This window comes from Actinoplanes sp. NPDC000266 (assembly GCF_042899005.1).
Lineage (GTDB): Bacteria > Actinomycetota > Actinomycetes > Mycobacteriales > Micromonosporaceae > Actinoplanes.
This window is the reverse complement of the sequence record NZ_JBIAZI010000008.1, coordinates 187,325-203,846: the sequence shown is the minus strand read 5'-3', so window position 1 is coordinate 203,846 and position 16,522 is coordinate 187,325. Positions and strand designations below refer to the sequence as shown.

Below are 16,522 nucleotides of genomic sequence, written 5' to 3'. Positions count from 1 at the left end.
TTGGAAGTCGGTAAGGCGCTCGGGACTGGAGGCTGCGCATGGACGTCGTGATCGGGATCGACACCGGCACCACCGCGACGAAAGGGGTGGCGGCCGGGCCCGACGGGCAGTTGCGCGCGCTGGTCAGCGTTCACTATCCGCTCTCCGTGCCGGGGCCGGGGCGCGCCGAGCTCGACCCGGCCCAGCTGCGCGACGCCGCGGTGAAGGCGCTCGTCGACGTGGCCGCCGCCTGCCACGAGCAGGGCGACCGGGTCATCGCGGTCAGTCTCAGTGCCTTCCTGCACGCGCTGGTGCCCATGGACAGCGACGGGTCGCCGCTCGGGCCGCTGGTCACGTGGGCCGACGGGCGGGCCGGCAAGCAGTGCGACGAGCTCATCGAGGCCGGGCTGGGCAAAAAGCTCCAGGCGCGTACGGGCACGCCCGTGCACCCGATGTCGCCGCTGACCAAGCTGGCCTGGTGGCGCGAGAACGATCCCGAGACCCTGCGCGCGACGCCGCGGTGGGGCGGGGTGAAGGAGCTGGTGCTGGCGGCGGTGGCCGACGAGCCGTTCCTGCTCGACCTGTCGGTCGCCTCGGGCACGGGGCTGTACGACATCCACGAGCGCCGGTGGGATCCGGAGGCGCTCGAGATCGGCGGGGTCCGGGCCGAGCAGCTGGCCGAGGTGGTGAGCACCACCCAGCGGCTGCGCCTGAGCGCCGACGTGGCCCGCGCGGCCGGGCTCGACCCGGCCACCCCGCTCATCATCGGGGCCGCCGACGGGCCGCTGGCCAACCTCGGCGTGGGGGCCACCCCGGCCGGGGTGGCGGCCATCTCGCTCGGCACCAGCGGCGCGCTGCGCACCGTGGTCGACCGGCCCACGGCCGACAAGGCGGGGCGGCTGTTCTGCTACGCGCTGACCGACGACCGGTGGGTGATCGGCGGCGCCGTCAACAACGCCGGGTCCGTCGTGCGGTGGGCCGGTGAGAGCTTCGCGGGCGGCTTCGAGCGTCCCGGCGCCGAGGGTGAGGACGCCGACGAGCGCGACGCCGCCCTGCTCATCGAGGCCCAGGAGGTCGCGCCGGGCAGTGACGGGCTGCTCTGCCTGCCGTACCTGCTGGGGGAGCGGGCGCCGTGGTGGCGTTCCGGGCTGCGCGGCGCCTACCTGGGGTTGCGGCGCGAGCACGGGCGGGCCCATCTGGTGCGCTCGGCCGTCGAAGGGGTCTGCCAGCAGCTCGCGCTGGTGCGCGACTCTTTCACGGCCGAGGGCATCCCGGTCACCGAGGTGCGGGCCACCGGCGGGGCGGTCGCCTCCGAGCTGTGGGTGGGGGTGCTCGCGGCCGCGCTCGACCTGCCGGTGTCGGTGGCCGACACCCCGGAGGGCACGGCGCTCGGCGCCTGCCTGCTCGCGCGGCACGCGCTGGGAGAGCTGCCCGACCTCGACCACGCGGCCGCGCTCATCCCGATCGGCGAGCCGACCGTTCCCGACCCGGGGAACGCGGAGCTCTACGCCCGGCTGCGGCCGCTCATCGAGACATCGGCGCTGGCCGTGCTCGACGTGGTCAAGGAACTCGACCGGCTCGCGCCGCAGCCGATCCCGGACACCGAAAAAGCGGTGAGCGACACCCCGCGTTGACGGCGCGGTTCGCCGTAGGAAAGCATTGCCCACGAGCGGTAGCGGAGGAACCCGGTGGAAATCCGGGACGGTCCCGCCACTGTGACCGGGGAGCGATCCGCCGAGAAGCCACGGCCGGCCAGGCCGGAAGGCGTGCGGGGAGCGCTGATCCGGGAGTCAGGAGACTCCGGCCGCTCGTGTCACTCATCGTGCGGGCGTGGACACCCGCACAGAAGGGATCCGCGTGACGCCGTACCCGTTCTCGGCCGTTGTCGGCCTGGCCGACCTTCGACTTGCCCTGCTGCTCACGGCCGTTTCGCCCGCCGTCGGCGGGGTGCTGGTCCGAGGGGAGAAGGGCACCGCCAAGAGCACCATCGTGCGGGCCCTGGCCGCCCTGCTGCCCGAGGTGGCGGTCGTGCGCGGCTGCCGGTTCGCCTGCGATCCGGCCGCGCCCGACCCGGAGTGCCCGGACGGGCCGCACGCGCCCGACAGCCCCCGGTTCCGCCGGCCGGCCACTCTGGTCGAGCTGCCGGTCGGCGCCACTGAGGACCGCGTGGTGGGCACGCTGGACATTCAGCGGGCGCTGGCCGACGGGGTCAAGGCGTACGAGCCGGGACTGCTCGCCGGGGCGCACCGGGGTGTGCTCTACGTCGACGAGGTCAACCTGCTCCCCGACCACCTGGTCGACCTGCTGCTCGACGCGGCCGCGATGGGCCGGGCCCACGTGGAGCGCGACGGGGTGTCGGTCAAGCACGCCGCCCGGTTCCTGCTGGTCGGCACCATGAACCCCGAGGAGGGCGAGCCGCGCCCGCAGCTCGTCGACCGGTTCGGCCTGGTGGTGACGGTGGCGGCGCCCCGCGACGCGGCCGACCGGGCCGAAGTGGTGCGGCGGCGGCTGGCCTACGAGGCCGGCCCGGACGGGTTCGCGGCCCGCTTCGCCGGCGACGAGCGCGAGCTGGCGGCCCGGATCGCGGCCGCCCGCGAACGCCTGCCCCAGGTTGCCCTGCCCGACCACGAGCTCGACCGGATCGCCCGGGTCTGCCTGGCCTATGGGGTCGACGGCATGCGCGCCGACATCGTGGTCGCCCGGTGCGCGGTCGCCCTGGCCGCCTGGCACGGCCGCGACGTGGTGAGCGCGGACGACGTACGGGACGCGGCCCGCCTCGCCCTCCCGCACCGGCGCCGCCGCGACCCGCTCGACCCGCCCGGCACCGACGAGGAGAAGCTCGACGAGGCCCTGGCCGAAGCGGAGGCCCAGCAGCAGGAAGCCGACCGCCAGGAGGCCGAGCGGCAGGAAGCGGAGCGCCAGGCTCAGCAGACCGGCGACGACACCGATCCCGACGACGACCCGACTCCACCTCCGGGCGGTGGCCCCGGTGACGGCGGGCCCGGCCCTGATGACCGAGGGCCGGCGCCGCGGCAGAGCGGTGACGCCGGGCCGGCGCCGCAGCAGGATCAGGCCGGGCAGCAGGATCAGGCCGGGCAGCAGGATCAGGCCGGGCAGCAGGATCAGGCCGGGCAGCAGGATCAGGCCGGGCACCAGTCGGCCGGGGGCCAGGAGCAGCCGTCCCCGGCCGCGGCCGCTCCCTATCGCACCAGGAACCTGAGCATCGCCCGGCGCGGCACCGGTGGCCACGCCGGCAAGCGTTCGCCGGCCTACGCGCGGCGGGGCCGGGTCGTCGGCTCGCGGGTGCCCCAGGGCAAACTCGCGGGCGCACCCCACCTGCCGGCGACCCTGCGCGCGGCCCTGCACCGGCGCGCCGAGGACGCGGAGGCCGGCGGGGTCGTGCACCCGCGTGATCTGCGCGAGGCGGTGCATGTCGGGCGGGAGGCCAACCTCGTGCTCTTCGTGGTGGACGCCTCGGGGTCGATGGCCGCGCGGAAGCGCATGACCATCGTCAAGACGGCGGTGCTGTCGTTGTTGCGGGACGCCTACCAGCGGCGGGACCGGATCGGGATGATCACGTTCCGGGGGCACGAGGCCGAGCAGGTGCTGCCGCCCACGTCCAGTCACGAGGTCGGCGTGATGAGGCTGGCGAGCCTGCGGACCGGAGGGCGTACGCCGCTGGCCGCCGGGCTGCGCGCCGCCGCGGCGACCATCGCCACCGAGCGCCGCCGCGACCCGCGCCGCCGGCCGCTGCTGATCGTCGTCACCGACGGCCGGGCCACCAGCGGGCCCGACCCGGTCACGGTGGCGCCGGCGTTGGCCGGAGTCTCCACTGTGGTCGTCGATTGTGAGAGCGGGCCGATCCGGCTGAACCTCGCGGGCCGGCTCGCGACCGCCCTGGACGCCGACCTCATGCCGCTGGACGCCCTCGAGATGGGGAGCGCCGCCCAGGGGAGAGCGGCGTGATGCCGCCGAACGAGCACGGCGCAGCGCGCACAACGAGAGGGCGGAGTGACGCGGGACCATCGAGTGAGCCCGCGTCGCCGGTCGCGTTGAGCCGGCGGAGCGGTTCCGGGCACGGATGCTGCCGTTCGGCCGGAGAGCGGAGCTCGGGAGTTCCGCGCGGGCGCCAGGACGTCAGCGTGCGGAGGCGGGCCGGCGTGCTTCAGGCGTACGGAAGAAAGAGGTTTGTCTGATGCCGCAAGGGAAAGTGACCAGCGTGCCCGATGACGGGCTCACGACGCGGCAGCGGCGGCGGCAAGCTGTGCTCGCTGTGCACACCGGGCACGGCAAAGGGAAGTCGACGGCCGCGTTCGGGATGGCGCTCCGTGCTTGGAGCGCCGGTTGGCCCGTCGGGGTGTTCCAGTTCGTCAAGTCGGAGAAGTGGCGCGTCGGTGAGGAAGCCGCCCTCAAGGCGCTCGGCACCACCGGCGGGGCGCCCGTGACCTGGCACAAGATGGGCGAAGGGTGGTCGTGGATCCAGCGGGCCGGAACCGAGCGCGACCACGCGGCGGAAGCGGCCGAGGGCTGGGCGCAGATCAAGCGTGACCTGGCGGCCGAGACGCACAAGTTCTATGTGCTCGACGAGTTCACGTACCCGCTGAAGTGGGGTTGGGTCGATGTCGGGGACGTCGTGGCCACGCTGAACGAGCGGCCCGGCACCCAGCACGTGGTGATCACCGGGCGGGACGCGCCGCAGGCGCTGCTGGACGCGTCCGACCTGGTCACCGAGATGACGAAGATCAAGCATCCGATGGACGCGGGGCGCAAGGGACAGCAGGGCATCGAATGGTGAGCATCCCCCGCGTCGTGATCGGCGCGCCGGCCTCGGGGCACGGCAAGACGACGGTGGCGACCGGGCTGCTGGCGGCGTTCGCGCGGCGTGGAGTGCCGGTGGCGCCGTTCAAGGTCGGTCCCGACTACATCGACCCGGGCTATCACGCGCTGGCCGCGGGCCGGCCGGGGCGCAACCTCGACCCGGTGCTGGTGGGCGAGGAACGGATCGGGCCGCTGTTCGCCCACGGCAGCCAGGGAACCGAGCTGGCCATCGTCGAGGGCGTGATGGGCCTCTACGACGGGCGGACCGGCGCGGGGGAGACCGGTTCGACGGCGCAGGTCGCCGGGCTGCTCGAAGCCCCGGTGATCCTCGTCGTCGACGCGGCCGCGCAGGGGCGTTCGATCGCCGCGCTCGTGCATGGTTTCCGCAGCTTCGGCACGGTACGGCTGGCCGGGGTGATCCTCAACCGGGTCGGCTCCGACCGGCACGAGTCGATCCTGCGCGAAGCCTGCGAAGAGGTCGGCACGCCGGTTCTGGGCGCTTTGCGCCGGGCGGACGCGGTCGCCGCGCCCTCACGCCACCTCGGCCTGGTGCCGGCGGCCGAGCGGCGGGCCGAGGCGCGGGCTTCGGTCGACGCGCTGGCCTCGCTGGTCGCGGCGTCGGTCGACCTCGAGGAGGTGGCCGCGATCGCCGCCTCGGCGCCGCCGCTCGCCGTGCCGGCGTGGGATCCGGCGTCGGCTTCGCCTTCCGCCGGCCGTCCGGTGGTCGCGCTGGCGGGTGGTCCGGCTTTCTCGTTCGCGTACGCCGAGACGGCCGAACTGCTGGCGGGAGCGGGCGCCGAGGTCGTGACGGTGGACCCCCTACGGGACGAGAAACTGCCGGCGGGCACCCGGGCGATGGTGGTCGGAGGCGGCTTCCCGGAGGTGTACGCGGCCGAGCTGTCGGCGAACGAACCCCTCCGGGCGTCGGTGCGGTCCCTGGCCGCGAGCGGGGGCCCGATCGCGGCGGAGTGCGCGGGCCTGCTCTGGTTGTGCCGCAGCCTCGACGGCGCCGAGATGTGCGGCGTGATCGACGCCGAGGCGGCCATGACCCCGTCGCTGACCCTGGGCTACCGCGACGCGGTGGCGCTGGCCGACAGCCCGCTGGCCCCGGCCGGCACCCGGGTGACGGGCCACGAGTTCCACCGGACGACAGTGCACCCGCGCTCGGGCCTGCTCCTGTCCCCGGCGGCCGGCGCGGCCTGGCAGTGGCGCGGAGCCGACCCGGAGGGCTTCGCGACCCCGACGGTCCACGCCTCGTACCTGCACCTGCACTGGGCCGGCAACCCCGGCATCGCCGACCGCCTCGTCAGCTCCCTCACCTAGAGCGCCCGCCCACCCCGCAGACCACGGCAAGGCGGCGAGCGCGCGGCGAATGGGGGAGCCGCCGCTCCGGGCACGGCAGATAGGGCTTGGCCGGCCGTGGGGCGGCGGCTCGCGGCGCGGCGGATGTGGGATGACGGCGCGTGGACGAAGGGCGCGGTGACGGTGTGGCTGGGCTACTCGTGGTGGGACTTGGGGCTCGCCGTGGCACCGGGACGGCCGTTCTTCGGGCTGCTGTTGACGAAGTGCTTGCCGCCGGTGGGATCTCGGTGGCTGAGGTGGGTGTTCTGGCCACTGTTGAGCGGCGGGCCGGTGAAACCGGCGTACGGCGGCTGGCCCTTGACCTTGGGTGGCTTCTTGTCGGGCTGTCGCCGGATGAGCTGGCGGGGCAGGTCGTGCCGCACCCCAGCTCTGTGGTGGCTTCTGCCGTTGGGACGCCGAGTGTGGCTGAGGCGGCGGCCCTGTGTGCGGCTGGGGCCGGGGCGGCACTGGTCGTACCCAAGACGGTCTTTTCGTCGGTGACCGTTGCTGTCGCCCGTGGTTGAGGTCAGTCCAGGCGCAGCTCGCCCTCGGCGACGATCAGGCCCGAACCCGACAAGCGCACGCGGTCGGCGGTCACGTCGACCCTGATGCGGCTCGGGCGTCCCAGGTGGTGGCCCTGCTCGATGAACACGGGTTCGTTCGCCGGCGCGTGGCCCGAACGTACGAGGAACGCCGCCAGCGGGCCCGCCGCTGTGCCCGTCGCTGGGTCTTCGGCTATGCCGACCGTGGGGTTGAAGAAGCGGGTGTACGCGGCGGCGCCGTCGCCCTCCGTCGTGTAGAGGTAGCAGCCCTCGCCCCCGGCCTCGGCCAGCAGCGCCGCCAGGTCTCGGTCGCGGGCCACGGCCGCGTCCACCGCCTCGCGGGTGGTGATCGGGACGAGCAGGTGCCCGACGCCCGTCGACACCACCTGTGCGGTGGCGACGTGCTCCTGGTCCAGGGTCAGCGCGCCGGCCAGCCGCGACGTGCCGGTGAATTCCTTGCCGTACGACGGCGCGCCCTGGTCCATGACGACGCGGATGCGGCCGGTGGTGTCGCGCAGGATCTCGACGTCGAGGATCTCGGCGCCGATCCGCTGGCGCATCGTCACCGCCGGCTGGTCGCCGGTCAGTCCCCGCTCGGCCAGCCACAGCCACGCGCCGAGCGCGTTGTGCCCGGCCCCGTCGACCTCCGCGCCGGCCGGCGTGAACGAGCGCAGCCGCCAGTCGACTCCCTCCTCGCCCGGTCTCAGCAGGAACGTCGTCTCGGACTGGTTGAACTCGCGGGCGATGGCCTGCATCTGCGGCACGGTCAGGTCGTCGGCCTCGGGCACGAGCGTCAACGGGTTGCCGGTCAGCGGGCGGTCCGCGAAGACGTCGACGAAGAAGAAGCGAGTCATGGCCGTCATTATCGGGAGGGGACGCGGTCGATGGCGATCCCGAAGTGGTCCCGGTAAGCCGCCAGGACCTCGTCGTCGGAGTCCAGCGGTGTCTCCGAGCGGGTGCCACCCTTGGTACGGATGAGCGTGCGCCCGCTCAGGGAGACGCGGCCGTCGCCGTCGAGCCGGGAGCAGACCGGGGCGTGCGTGAAGTGCGACTCGGGTGAGGTGGCCTGCCACCAGCAGGTCGGCTCGAAGTCCTCCAGGGACCGCGGCCGGGTCTCGAGACGATATTGCCCGGCCCCGTCGCGGAACACGTCCAGGTCGCCGTCGGGGGTCTCGGTCACCAGGAACTGCCCGGAGGGGTCGTCGTGCGCGCCCAGCCGTAGCGGATAGGTGCTGTGCCGGCCGAACCCGACGTCGGCGAGCCACGGCCCGTCACCGTCGGGTGTGTGGACCAGCAGCGCCAAGTGGTCGAAGGGCGGGCCGAGCTGCTCGGGCGTGCGGTAGACCCTGGCCGCGGCCCGCACCACCGAATAGCCGAGCGCCTCCAGCACGATCGCGAACGCGCCGTTGAGCTCGTAGCAGAAGCCACCCCGCCGCCGCCGGACGATCTTGTCGAACAGGTCGTCCGGCGCCAGCGAGATCGGCTCGCCCAGGTGAATGCCGAGGTTTTCGAACGGCACCGTCTCCTGATGCGCACGATGCATCTGGTGAAGGGTGGCCGATCGCTCGACACCGATCCGGTTCAGGTAGGCGTCCACATCCATCGGCACAGCATCGGGCCTCGACCTGGGTTGAGGTCAACCCTCACGACCACAGCAGTTTCCACGTGACCGGCCCGACGACGCCGTCGACGGCGATCTTGGCGGAACGCTGGAACGCCTTCACCCGGTCCTCGGTGGCGGGACCGAACTCGCCGTCGACGCCGAGGTGGGCCTGTCCGCGCTGGTTCAGGCGCGCCTGCAGCGTCCTCACCGCCGCGCCCCGCGATCCGCGCTTCAGCGTGCCGGGGAACGGCGGGACCGGAGCGAGGCCGGCGGCCGTGGCGATTCCCCAGGGCCGCGCCGACTGCTCGGCCGCGGAGCTCTGCAGGATGGACACGTGGACGTGGTGGGTGTGCGGGTTCCTGCCCGTGTACCGGTGCGGCCGGAATCCGCGGCTGCGGCTGTAGATCAGGCGGTTCCAGATGATGTAGTTGCAGGCCGGATGCCGTGCGGCGGCGGTGACCAGAGTCAGCGGGCTGATGCCGTCCTTGTCCGTGTCGATGGCGTTCACCGACTGGCGGCCGTTGGGGTTGTGGTCCGACTCGCGCTCCTTGTGCTTCTGGTCCCCGATGGACCCGTCGGAGGCCTTGTCGCGGTGCGGCCACTTCTGATTGATCTCGGCGCGGAGGCGGGCCAGCGAAGGGGCGAGATGCCAGGCCGCGACGCGCATGGCCGGGCCGGCCGGCGCGACGGGTTCGGCGTCCGGGAGCCGTACCATCCGGGCCTCCTCGGCCGTTGACTCGTCGGCATCCTTCGGGTCGAAGGCGGCGCGGAGCTCCGCATCGGTGAGCTCCTCACCGATCAGCGACTCGGCGTTGCCGTCCTCGGCCGACGTTGCGACGTCCAGTTCCAGGTCGATATCCATGGAACGGAGATTCGTGGGCCCGGCCCGTGGTCACGCCGAATTCGGACGACATCGGCCACGCGGGGTCGGGTCTGCGACGGAGCCGCTGTCGTCCGGCGGACATCCCCGGTCAGCGCCGTGGCTAGCCTGAAATCGGGCGATGCCGGAACGGAGTGAGCTGGATGTCGCTGTCGGACGCGTACGCCGAACTGCCCGACCCGGCCCGGGCGATGAGCCTCGACGGCCTGGTCGAACAGCTGCGCTCGTTGAAGGTCTGGGCCGGTGACCCCTCGTACGCGACGATCATGGCCCGGGTGAACGCGGGCTGGGCCGCCACCGGACGGCCGGCGAGCGAGCTGGTGATCCGGTCCACCGTCGCGCACTGCTTCCGGCCCGGCCGCCGCCGGCTGAACACCGGCCTGGTCGTGGCGATCGTCGAGGCGCTGCACCCGGACACCGGATATGTGGCCCAATGGCGCCAGGCCCTGCGGGTGATCGGCGGTGAGACCGGGGCCGCGTCGCAGGTCCGTGTTCAGGACAGCCTGCCGCTCGGCCAGGCCCTGTTCACCGGCCGGACCGCCGAACTGGGTCATCTCGAGACCGTCCTGGCCGGCGACTCGGCGGTGGTCGTGACGATCGAGGGCATGGCGGGGGTGGGCAAGACCGAGCTGGCGCTGCAAGCCGGCCGCCGGGTGTCCTTCGACCAGGTGCTCTTCATCGACCTGCGGGGTTTCCACAGCGACCCGGCCCAGCCGCCGGCCGACCCGGCCGCCGTCCTCGACGGCTTCCTGCGGCTGCTCGGCGTGCCCGGCCACCGGATCCCGCACGGCCTCACGGCCCGGGTGGCCCTCTACCGCAGACGTCTGCACGGCGCCCGCGCCCTCGTCGTCCTCGACAACGCGGTCAGCGCCGAGCAGGTCCGCCCGCTCGTGCCGGGCACCCCGGGCAGCGTCACCCTGGTCACCAGCCGGCGTCACCTGGGCCTGAGCCCGGCGGGCGGCCTGACCGTCGGCGTGTTCTCGCCCGAGGAGGCGGCCGGCTATCTGGCCGGGGCCCTGCCCGGCGCGGATCCGCACGTCGCCCGCCGGATCGCCCGGAGCTGCGGCCACCTCCCGCTGGCCCTGAGCCTGATCGCCGGTCACATCCGCGGCACACCGGGCTGGACCCTGGCCGAGCACGCCGACCGGCTCGACGAACGCCTGCACCATCACCGCCTGGACTCCGGCGTCGAGCTGGCCCTGTCACTGTCGTACCAGGATCTGCCCGAAGACCGGCGACGGCTGATGCGCCCGCTGGCGCTGCACCCGGGCCACGACTTCGACGCCTACGCGGCGGCCGCGCTGACCGGCACCGACCTGCCCGCCGCCGAGGCCGGGCTGGCCCACCTCCACGGCGACCACCTGCTCCAGCCCACGTTCCCGAGCCGGTACAGATTCCACGATCTCGTACGGGCTTACGCCGTGGCCCAGGCGCGCGACCAGGATCCGCCGGGGGAGCGCCGGACCGCGCTGAACCGGATGTTCGACCACTACCTGGCCACCACCGCGGCCGCCATGAACACCCTGGAGCCCACCGGGACCCGGCCCCGACCGCGAGCGCCCGGCGTCCCGGTCCCCGACCTGACCAGCCCCGGCGACGCCATCGCCTGGCTGGAACACACCACCCGCTTCGCCCGCGATCTGTTCGCGGCCTGACCGCACCGATTCCTATCGGGCCGTTCGGCGGTCGGTACGCACATGGATGCCATCAAGCAGATGTACGCCCGGTGGGCGGCGTGGACTACACCAAGGTGTCGGCGGGCGGGGTGCCGGCGATGTGGCTCAGCCCGCACGGCGCCGCGCGTGATCGGGTCATCGTCGCCTTCCACGGGGGCGGTTTCGTCGGCGGGTCGCTCTACACCCACCGCACGATGTACGGGCACCTCGCCAAGGCCGCGGGCGTCCGGGTGCTGCTCGCCACCTATCGGCTCGCCCCGGCGTTCCGGTTCCCGGCGCGGGTCGAGGACGCGGTCACCGCGTACCGGTGGGCGGCCGGCGAGGCGATCGGGAGGATGGCCGCATGCCATGAGGCCGAGGACGCGGTGCGGGAGACTTACGTACGGGCGCTGCGGGGCTGGGCGGGGTTTCAAGGGCGTTCGTCCGTACGGACCTGGCTCTGCTGGATCGCGACGAATGTGTGCCTGACCGTGATCGAAGGTCGCGGGCGGGACGCGCTCGTGCCGGGCGCGTCCTCGCCGCGCGCCCGGGAACTGCTCGCCGCGTACATGGCGGCGATGGCGTGGTGGTCCTGACTGTCGCCGAGGACGGGATCCTGGTCGTGACGGTGTTCGCGATAGGTTTCTGCGGTGGATGGCAAGCAAGGGACGCGGCTGCACGTGGGGTGCGCCCAGTGGACGCACAAGGCGTGGGAGTTCTCGGCGGCGCAGGATCGGCTGAAGGCGTACGCGGAATGGTGTGACGCGGTCGAGGGCAACACGACCTTCTACGCGACGCCGAGCCGGGAGACCGTGGCGGGATGGGCCCGGCAGACGCCGGAGGACTTCCGGTTCGTCCTGAAACTGCCGAAGCCGGTCACCCACGAGCATCGGCTCGGGCTCGGCGGCGGGGAGGATCTGACGCGGTTCCTGCACGCCGTCGAGCCGCTGGGACAGCGGATCCACGCGTTGTGGGTGCAACTGCCGGGTTCGTTCGGGCCGGGCGACCTCGACGTGCTCGCCGCTTTTCTGAGGAGGCTTCCGGCGTCGTACGACTACGCGGTCGAAGTCAGGCACCCGGGCTTCTTCGAAGAGCCGCGGGCGCTGGAGAGCGTGCTGGAGAAGGCGGGCGCCGAATGGGTGCCGTTCGACACGACGGTGATGTTCGCGAGCCCGCCGGTCAGCGACATGGAGCGGGACGCCTGGATGAAGAAGCCGCGCATGCCACGCCGGACGAGGGCGCTGACCGCGAGGCCGATCGTGCGCTACCTGGGCCGCGACGACACGGCCCGTACGGTCGAGGGCTGGCAGCCGTGGGTGGAGATCGCCGCGGAGTGGTTGAAGGAGGGCCGCTCACCGACGGTCTTCGTGCACACGCCGGACAACGTGGAGGCGCCCGCTTTGGCCCGCCGCTTCCACGAGGAGGTGCGGCGGCGGACGCCGGGGCTGAAGCCGCTGCCCGAGCCGGTGCCGACAACCCTCTTCTAAGCCTCAGCCCATGTGCCGTCGGCCTGTAGGCGGTAGCGGCGCGCCGGTCCCATCCGTTGCCGGAGCCAGGATGAAACCGAACAACGCCCGCAAGGCGTCCTCGCCCAGCGTCAACGGGTGGAACGGCAGCGGATACGGATCTCCCGGCAATGTCGACCCGACCGGGCGCTCACCCGCCCAATGCGGCCGTTCGAAGTCGTACGGTTCGCCGATGTTCGCGCCCATCGAGACCTCGGCCTGCCGCTAGATGATCACGCGGAGACGCGGCAGGCGTCAGGCGTCGGGGTCCTCCTGGTAGCGGGCGCCGCCCGACGACTCCTCGGTCAAGGGGCGGGCGCCGCCCTCGGGTGGGCCGGCGACCGACTGGCTGCCCGCCGCCAGCTCGGGGAACTTGGCGTCGAAGGCGGGGCGCTCCGAGCGGATGCGCGGCATGCGGTCGAAGTTGCGCAGTGGCGGTGGGGAGGAGGTGGCCCACTCGAGGCTGTTGCCGTGGCCCCATGGGTCGTCGACCGTGACCAGCTGGCCGACCTTGTAGGACTTCCAGCAGTTGTAGATGAACGGCAGCGTGGCCAGGCCCAGCACGAACGACCCGATCGTGGAGAACGTGTTCAGGAAAGTGAAGCCGTCGCTCGGCAGGTAGTCGGCGTACCGGCGGGGCATGCCCTCGGTGCCCAGCCAGTGTTGCACGAGGAATGTGCTGTGGAAGCCGATGAACGTCAGCCAGAAGTGGACCTTGCCGAGACGGTCGTCCAGCATGCGGCCGAACATCTTCGGGAACCAGAAGTAGATGCCGGCGAAGACGGCGAACACGATCGTTCCGAACAGGACGTAGTGGAAGTGGGCCACCACGAAGTAGGAGTCGGAGACGTGGAAGTCGATCGGCGGTGAGGCCAGCAGGACGCCGGACAGGCCGCCGAACAGGAACGTCACCAGGAAGCCGAGCGCGAACATCATCGGGGTCTCGAAGCTGATCTGGCCGCGCCACATCGTGCCGATCCACACGAAGAACTTCATGCCCGTGGGCACCGCGATCAGGAAGCTGAGCAGGCTGAAGAACGGCAGCAGGACCTGGCCGGTGGCGAACATGTGGTGGGCCCACACCGACATCGACAGGGCGGCGATCAGCAGGGTGGCCGAGACCAGGCCCTTGTAGCCGAAGACCGGCTTGCGGCTGAAGACCGGGATGACCTCGGTGATGATGCCGAAGAACGGCAGCGCCACGATGTACACCTCGGGGTGGCCGAAGAACCAGAACAGATGCTGCCAGAGCATCGGGCCGTTGGTGTCGATGTCGAAGACGTGCGCGCCGAGCACCCGGTCGGCCATGAGCGCGAACAGCGCCGCCGCCAGGAACGGGAAGACCATGATGACCAGCAGGCTCGTCACCAGGATGTTCCACGTCATGATGGGCATCCGGAACATGGTCATGCCGGGCGCGCGCAGGGTCAGGATCGTGGTGATCATGTTGACGCCGCCGAGGATGGTGCCCAGGCCGGACAGGGCCAGCCCGACCGCCCACATGTTGCCGCCGATGCCGGGGGAGTGCAGCGAGTCGCTCAGCGGCGTGTACGCGAACCAGCCGAAGTCGGCGGCGCCGCCGGGCAGGACGAAGCCCGAGATGGTCAGCGTGCCGCCGAACAGGAACAGCCAGTAGGCGAACGCGTTCAGCCTGGGGAACGCGACGTCGGGGGCGCCGATCTGGATCGGCACCACGAAGTTGGCGAAGGCGAACACGATCGGCGTCGCGAAGAACAGCAGCATGACTGTGCCGTGCATGGTGAACAGCTGGTTGTACTGCTCCGGGGAGAGCAACTGCATGCCCGGGCGGGCCAGCTCGGCCCGCATGAGCAGCGCCATCAGGCCGCCGATCATGAAGAACGCGAAGGCCGTGACGAGATACATGATCCCGATCTGTTTGGCGTCCGTCGTGCGGATCGTGCGGGCCAGGGCCGAGCCGCGGAACGTGCGCCGCACAGGGTAGGGCCGGGTGACGATCGGCTTGGGCACGACGGACGTCATGGGGTGTTCCCCCCTCGTGGGATCGATGCTTTGCTCAGAGTAGGACCGCTTCCCCCCAGTGGTCCATCGGGATGGTGCATCGATGCTTGACGATCATGACCGTCGTGCCCTGGATGACATCGAACGGCATCTGGCGAGCGAGGACCCCGCCCTGAGTGCCCACTTGACCCCGCCGCAAACGCGGCGATTCCCCACCGTCTTCTTCCTCTGCGCGTGCCTGTACGTCTGCGCGCCGCTGTCCAAGCTGCTCTTCGGCTGGACCGGCCTGGAGATCGTGGCCGCGTCCTTCGTGATCGCGGTGGTGGCGGTGATCGTCCACCGCCGGCGCCGTTAGCGGGCCTTCTCCAGGGCGTCGCGCAGGTTCGTCGCGCGCAGGGCCGCGTTGATGCCGAGCCAGCGCAGCGGCTCGGGCTCCCAGCGGCGGGAGCGGTGGCCGACCCACGGCAGCGAGGTCAGATCGGTCTCGGCGCCGCGGATCAGGTCGGCCAGCGTGCGGCCGGCCAGGTTGGCCGCGGCCACGCCGTCGCCCACGTAGCCGCCGGCCCAGGCGATGCCGCCGGACAGGCCGACCGAGGGCATCCAGTCGCGGGGGATGCCGAGCGGGCCGCCCCAGCGGGCGGCGATCTCCGGCCGGATCCCGAACATCTGCTCCAGGGTGTCGCGCAGCGAGTCGAACACGGCGGGCACCTGGTCGTAGCCGGGCTCGACGCGCGATCCGAAGTGGTAGGGCGCGCCCCGCCCGCCGAACGCGAGCCGGTCGTCGGCCGTCCGCTGACCGTAGATGATCATGTGGCGCTCGTCGGTGAAGGTCTCCCGGCGCGCGAGGCCGACGCGGTCCCAGAACGACGAGGGCAGCGGCTCGGTGGCGATCATCAGGCTGTAGACGGGCGCCAGCGCGCGCCGGTAGCCGTCGAGCTGGGCGGTGTAGCCCTCCAGGGCCCGCACGACGGTCCCGGCGGTGACGACGCCGTGGTCCGTGACGACGCGGCCGCGGGCTATGGTCCGTACCCTCGTGCCTTCGAAGATCTTGACCCCGCGCCGCTCGACCACCTCGGCCAGACCGCGCACGAGCCGGGCCGGATGGAGAGCGGCGCAGTCGGGGCTGTAGACGCCGCCCAGCACGTCGCTGGCGTTGCAGATGGCGCGAGCCTCGGACGCCTCGAGAAACCCGGGGGCGTTGCGGGCCCGGCGGAGCTGCGCGGCCGACCGTACAAGGGAAATGGTCCCGCCCTTGGCGTAGTGGCAGTCGATGCCCTCCGCCGAGGCGGCGCGCCCGACCTCATCCACCGCACCGGCCAATGCAGAATGCATCGCCGCCGCCTGAGCGGCGCCGTGCCGGCGGGCCAGCTTGGCCTCGGACACGGGGAACAGCCCGGAGGCCCAGCCGCCGTTGCGCCCGGAGGCGCCGAAGCCGCAGTAGCGCGACTCCAGCACCACGATGGACAGCGACGGCGCGGCCTGGGACAGGTAGTACGCCGTCCACAGGCCGGTGTAGCCACCGCCCACGATCGCCACGTCGGCCTCGAGGTCGCCCGGCAGGGCGGGGCGCTCGGACAGCGGGCCGAGAGTGGACAACCAGAAGGACGGTGTCATCGAGTTCCCCAGGCGTAGGTCTGCTTGGCCAGCTTCAGATACATGAACGTCTCGCACACGGCGACGCCCTTGATCGTGCGGACCTTCTCGTTGAGCAGGTCGAGCAGGTGCTCGTCGTCGGTGCAGACCAGCTCGACCAGCAGGTCGAAGCCGCCCGCGCAGATCACCACGTAGTCGACCTCGGGGATGGCCGCGATCTCGTCGGCGATGGCGCGCAGATCGCCGTTGACCTTCAGCCCGACCATGGCCTGCCGGGCGAAGCCGAGCGTCAGCGGATCGGTCACCGCCACGATCTGCATCAGCCCGCCGTCGAGCAGGCGCTGCACCCGCTGGCGTACCGCCGCCTCGGACAGCCCGATGGTCTTGGCCAGCGTCGCGTACGACATCCGCCCGTCGCGCTGAAGGTGCTCGATGATCTGCTTGTTGATCTCGTCAAGTGCCACGTCCGCCGTCACGCCGCGATTCTTCCCGCCGGCGGCGGGCGGGGCAATCGCCCGGATGGGCTCGGCGTTCGGCATACCTGCGTTTATCGCAGAGTTGATCGCTCTTGACAAGTTTTTCCCGCGCGAAGAGGCTCTGACGACACGGTTTCAGTGATCGGGAGG

The 16,522-nt window shown here is 72.1% G+C and carries 16 protein-coding genes and 1 riboswitch; of the genes, 9 read left to right on the top strand and 7 right to left on the bottom strand.

The genetic code is table 11. The annotated features are described in order from the left end of the window. The first annotated feature begins 38 nt into the window (after positions 1–38). The 5 genes from ACFY36_RS31275 to ACFY36_RS31255 all read left to right on the top strand — a co-directional run bounded on the left by ACFY36_RS31275 (position 39) and on the right by ACFY36_RS31255 (position 6,662). Positions 39–1,613 (top strand): gluconokinase, encoded by a 1,575-nt coding sequence (locus ACFY36_RS31275; RefSeq protein ID WP_499749501.1) that lies wholly within the window; start codon positions 39–41, stop codon positions 1,611–1,613. Between the two features lie 19 nt (positions 1,614–1,632). Further along, a riboswitch (cobalamin riboswitch) is annotated at positions 1,633–1,802 on the top strand. A gap of 34 nt (positions 1,803–1,836) precedes the next feature. Continuing rightward, positions 1,837–3,945 carry a VWA domain-containing protein gene (locus ACFY36_RS31270; protein WP_499749855.1) on the top strand — a complete coding sequence of 703 codons (2,109 nt, stop codon included), beginning with the start codon at positions 1,837–1,839 and terminating at the stop codon, positions 3,943–3,945. A 229-nt stretch (positions 3,946–4,174) separates the two neighbouring features. Continuing rightward, entirely contained in the window at positions 4,175–4,774 is a 600-nt protein-coding gene (cobO, locus tag ACFY36_RS31265) for a cob(I)yrinic acid a,c-diamide adenosyltransferase (protein WP_499749500.1), read from the top strand. Next, the gene (locus tag ACFY36_RS31260) at positions 4,768–6,120 is read left to right on the top strand and encodes a cobyrinic acid a,c-diamide synthase CobB (RefSeq protein ID WP_499749499.1); all 1,353 of its coding nucleotides are present in this window, start codon (positions 4,768–4,770) and stop codon (positions 6,118–6,120) included. Before cobO ends, ACFY36_RS31260 begins: the two co-directional genes overlap by 7 nt. A 140-nt stretch (positions 6,121–6,260) precedes the next feature. Continuing rightward, positions 6,261–6,662: a cobalamin biosynthesis protein gene (locus ACFY36_RS31255; RefSeq protein WP_499749498.1), complete on the top strand. Its 402-nt coding sequence runs from the start codon at positions 6,261–6,263 to the stop codon at positions 6,660–6,662. 2 nt (positions 6,663–6,664) lie between these two features. Here ACFY36_RS31255 and ACFY36_RS31250 read toward each other — a convergent pair whose 3' ends face one another. The 3 genes from ACFY36_RS31250 to ACFY36_RS31240 are packed head-to-tail and all read right to left on the bottom strand — an operon-like array spanning position 6,665 to position 9,145. Next, a complete protein-coding gene (locus ACFY36_RS31250) occupies positions 6,665–7,534 on the bottom strand; it encodes a PhzF family phenazine biosynthesis protein (RefSeq protein ID WP_499749497.1) in 870 nt (289 codons plus the stop codon). 8 nt (positions 7,535–7,542) lie between these two features. Continuing rightward, positions 7,543–8,283 carry an arylamine N-acetyltransferase family protein gene (locus tag ACFY36_RS31245; protein WP_499749496.1) on the bottom strand — a complete coding sequence of 247 codons (741 nt, stop codon included), beginning with the start codon at positions 8,281–8,283 and terminating at the stop codon, positions 7,543–7,545. Between the two features lie 40 nt (positions 8,284–8,323). Continuing rightward, positions 8,324–9,145: a peptidoglycan-binding domain-containing protein gene (locus ACFY36_RS31240; protein WP_499749495.1), complete on the bottom strand. Its 822-nt coding sequence runs from the start codon at positions 9,143–9,145 to the stop codon at positions 8,324–8,326. A gap of 161 nt (positions 9,146–9,306) precedes the next feature. Between ACFY36_RS31240 and ACFY36_RS31235 the strand changes: the two genes are divergently transcribed. From ACFY36_RS31235 to ACFY36_RS31225, 3 genes are all read left to right on the top strand, one after another. Continuing rightward, positions 9,307–10,818, top strand: a complete 1,512-nt coding sequence (locus tag ACFY36_RS31235) for a hypothetical protein (protein ID WP_499749494.1) — start codon at positions 9,307–9,309, stop codon at positions 10,816–10,818. Positions 10,819–10,898: 80 nt separating this feature from the next. Further along, positions 10,899–11,414, top strand: a complete 516-nt coding sequence (locus ACFY36_RS31230) for an alpha/beta hydrolase (RefSeq protein WP_499749493.1) — start codon at positions 10,899–10,901, stop codon at positions 11,412–11,414. A gap of 54 nt (positions 11,415–11,468) precedes the next feature. Next, positions 11,469–12,305 (top strand): DUF72 domain-containing protein, encoded by an 837-nt coding sequence (locus ACFY36_RS31225; RefSeq protein ID WP_499749492.1) that lies wholly within the window; start codon positions 11,469–11,471, stop codon positions 12,303–12,305. Positions 12,306–12,308: 3 nt separating this feature from the next. Here ACFY36_RS31225 and ACFY36_RS31220 read toward each other — a convergent pair whose 3' ends face one another. Both ACFY36_RS31220 and ctaD read right to left on the bottom strand, forming a co-directional pair. Then, on the bottom strand, positions 12,309–12,530 hold the full coding sequence (locus ACFY36_RS31220; RefSeq protein ID WP_499749491.1) for a DUF6928 family protein: 222 nt from the start codon (positions 12,528–12,530) through the stop codon (positions 12,309–12,311). A 48-nt stretch (positions 12,531–12,578) separates the two neighbouring features. Continuing rightward, a complete protein-coding gene (gene ctaD, locus ACFY36_RS31215) occupies positions 12,579–14,324 on the bottom strand; it encodes an aa3-type cytochrome oxidase subunit I (protein ID WP_499749490.1) in 1,746 nt (581 codons plus the stop codon). 82 nt (positions 14,325–14,406) lie between these two features. Here ctaD and ACFY36_RS31210 point away from each other — a divergent pair, with 82 nt between their 5' ends. Continuing rightward, complete coding sequence (locus ACFY36_RS31210) at positions 14,407–14,658, top strand: DUF3040 domain-containing protein (protein ID WP_499749489.1); 252 nt, start codon at positions 14,407–14,409, stop codon at positions 14,656–14,658. Here the strand turns inward: ACFY36_RS31210 and ACFY36_RS31205 are convergent. After that, positions 14,655–15,917 (bottom strand): NAD(P)/FAD-dependent oxidoreductase, encoded by a 1,263-nt coding sequence (locus tag ACFY36_RS31205; protein ID WP_499749488.1) that lies wholly within the window; start codon positions 15,915–15,917, stop codon positions 14,655–14,657. The two genes, ACFY36_RS31210 and ACFY36_RS31205, sit on opposite strands and share 4 nt — an antisense overlap. Then, positions 15,914–16,435, bottom strand: coding sequence for an Lrp/AsnC family transcriptional regulator (locus tag ACFY36_RS31200; protein ID WP_097329353.1), 522 nt, complete (start codon positions 16,433–16,435; stop codon positions 15,914–15,916). Before ACFY36_RS31200 ends, ACFY36_RS31205 begins: the two co-directional genes overlap by 4 nt. Positions 16,436–16,522 lie beyond the last annotated feature (87 nt).

Excerpts from the sequence above, each read along its gene's own strand:
- ACFY36_RS31275 (WP_499749501.1), top strand. The coding sequence starts at position 39 with ATGGACGTCGTGATCGGGATCGACACCGGCACCACCGCGACGAAAGGG.
- cobO (WP_499749500.1), top strand. The coding sequence starts at position 4,175 with ATGCCGCAAGGGAAAGTGACCAGCGTGCCCGATGACGGGCTCACGACG.
- ACFY36_RS31260 (WP_499749499.1), top strand. The coding sequence starts at position 4,768 with ATGGTGAGCATCCCCCGCGTCGTGATCGGCGCGCCGGCCTCGGGGCAC.
- ACFY36_RS31250 (WP_499749497.1), bottom strand. The coding sequence starts at position 7,534 with ATGACTCGCTTCTTCTTCGTCGACGTCTTCGCGGACCGCCCGCTGACC.
- ACFY36_RS31245 (WP_499749496.1), bottom strand. The coding sequence starts at position 8,283 with ATGGATGTGGACGCCTACCTGAACCGGATCGGTGTCGAGCGATCGGCC.
- ACFY36_RS31240 (WP_499749495.1), bottom strand. The coding sequence starts at position 9,145 with ATGGATATCGACCTGGAACTGGACGTCGCAACGTCGGCCGAGGACGGC.
- ACFY36_RS31235 (WP_499749494.1), top strand. The coding sequence starts at position 9,307 with ATGTCGCTGTCGGACGCGTACGCCGAACTGCCCGACCCGGCCCGGGCG.
- ACFY36_RS31220 (WP_499749491.1), bottom strand. The coding sequence starts at position 12,530 with ATGGGCGCGAACATCGGCGAACCGTACGACTTCGAACGGCCGCATTGG.
- ctaD (WP_499749490.1), bottom strand. The coding sequence starts at position 14,324 with ATGACGTCCGTCGTGCCCAAGCCGATCGTCACCCGGCCCTACCCTGTG.
- ACFY36_RS31210 (WP_499749489.1), top strand. The coding sequence starts at position 14,407 with ATGCTTGACGATCATGACCGTCGTGCCCTGGATGACATCGAACGGCAT.
- ACFY36_RS31205 (WP_499749488.1), bottom strand. The coding sequence starts at position 15,917 with ATGACACCGTCCTTCTGGTTGTCCACTCTCGGCCCGCTGTCCGAGCGC.
- ACFY36_RS31200 (WP_097329353.1), bottom strand. The coding sequence starts at position 16,435 with ATGCCGAACGCCGAGCCCATCCGGGCGATTGCCCCGCCCGCCGCCGGC.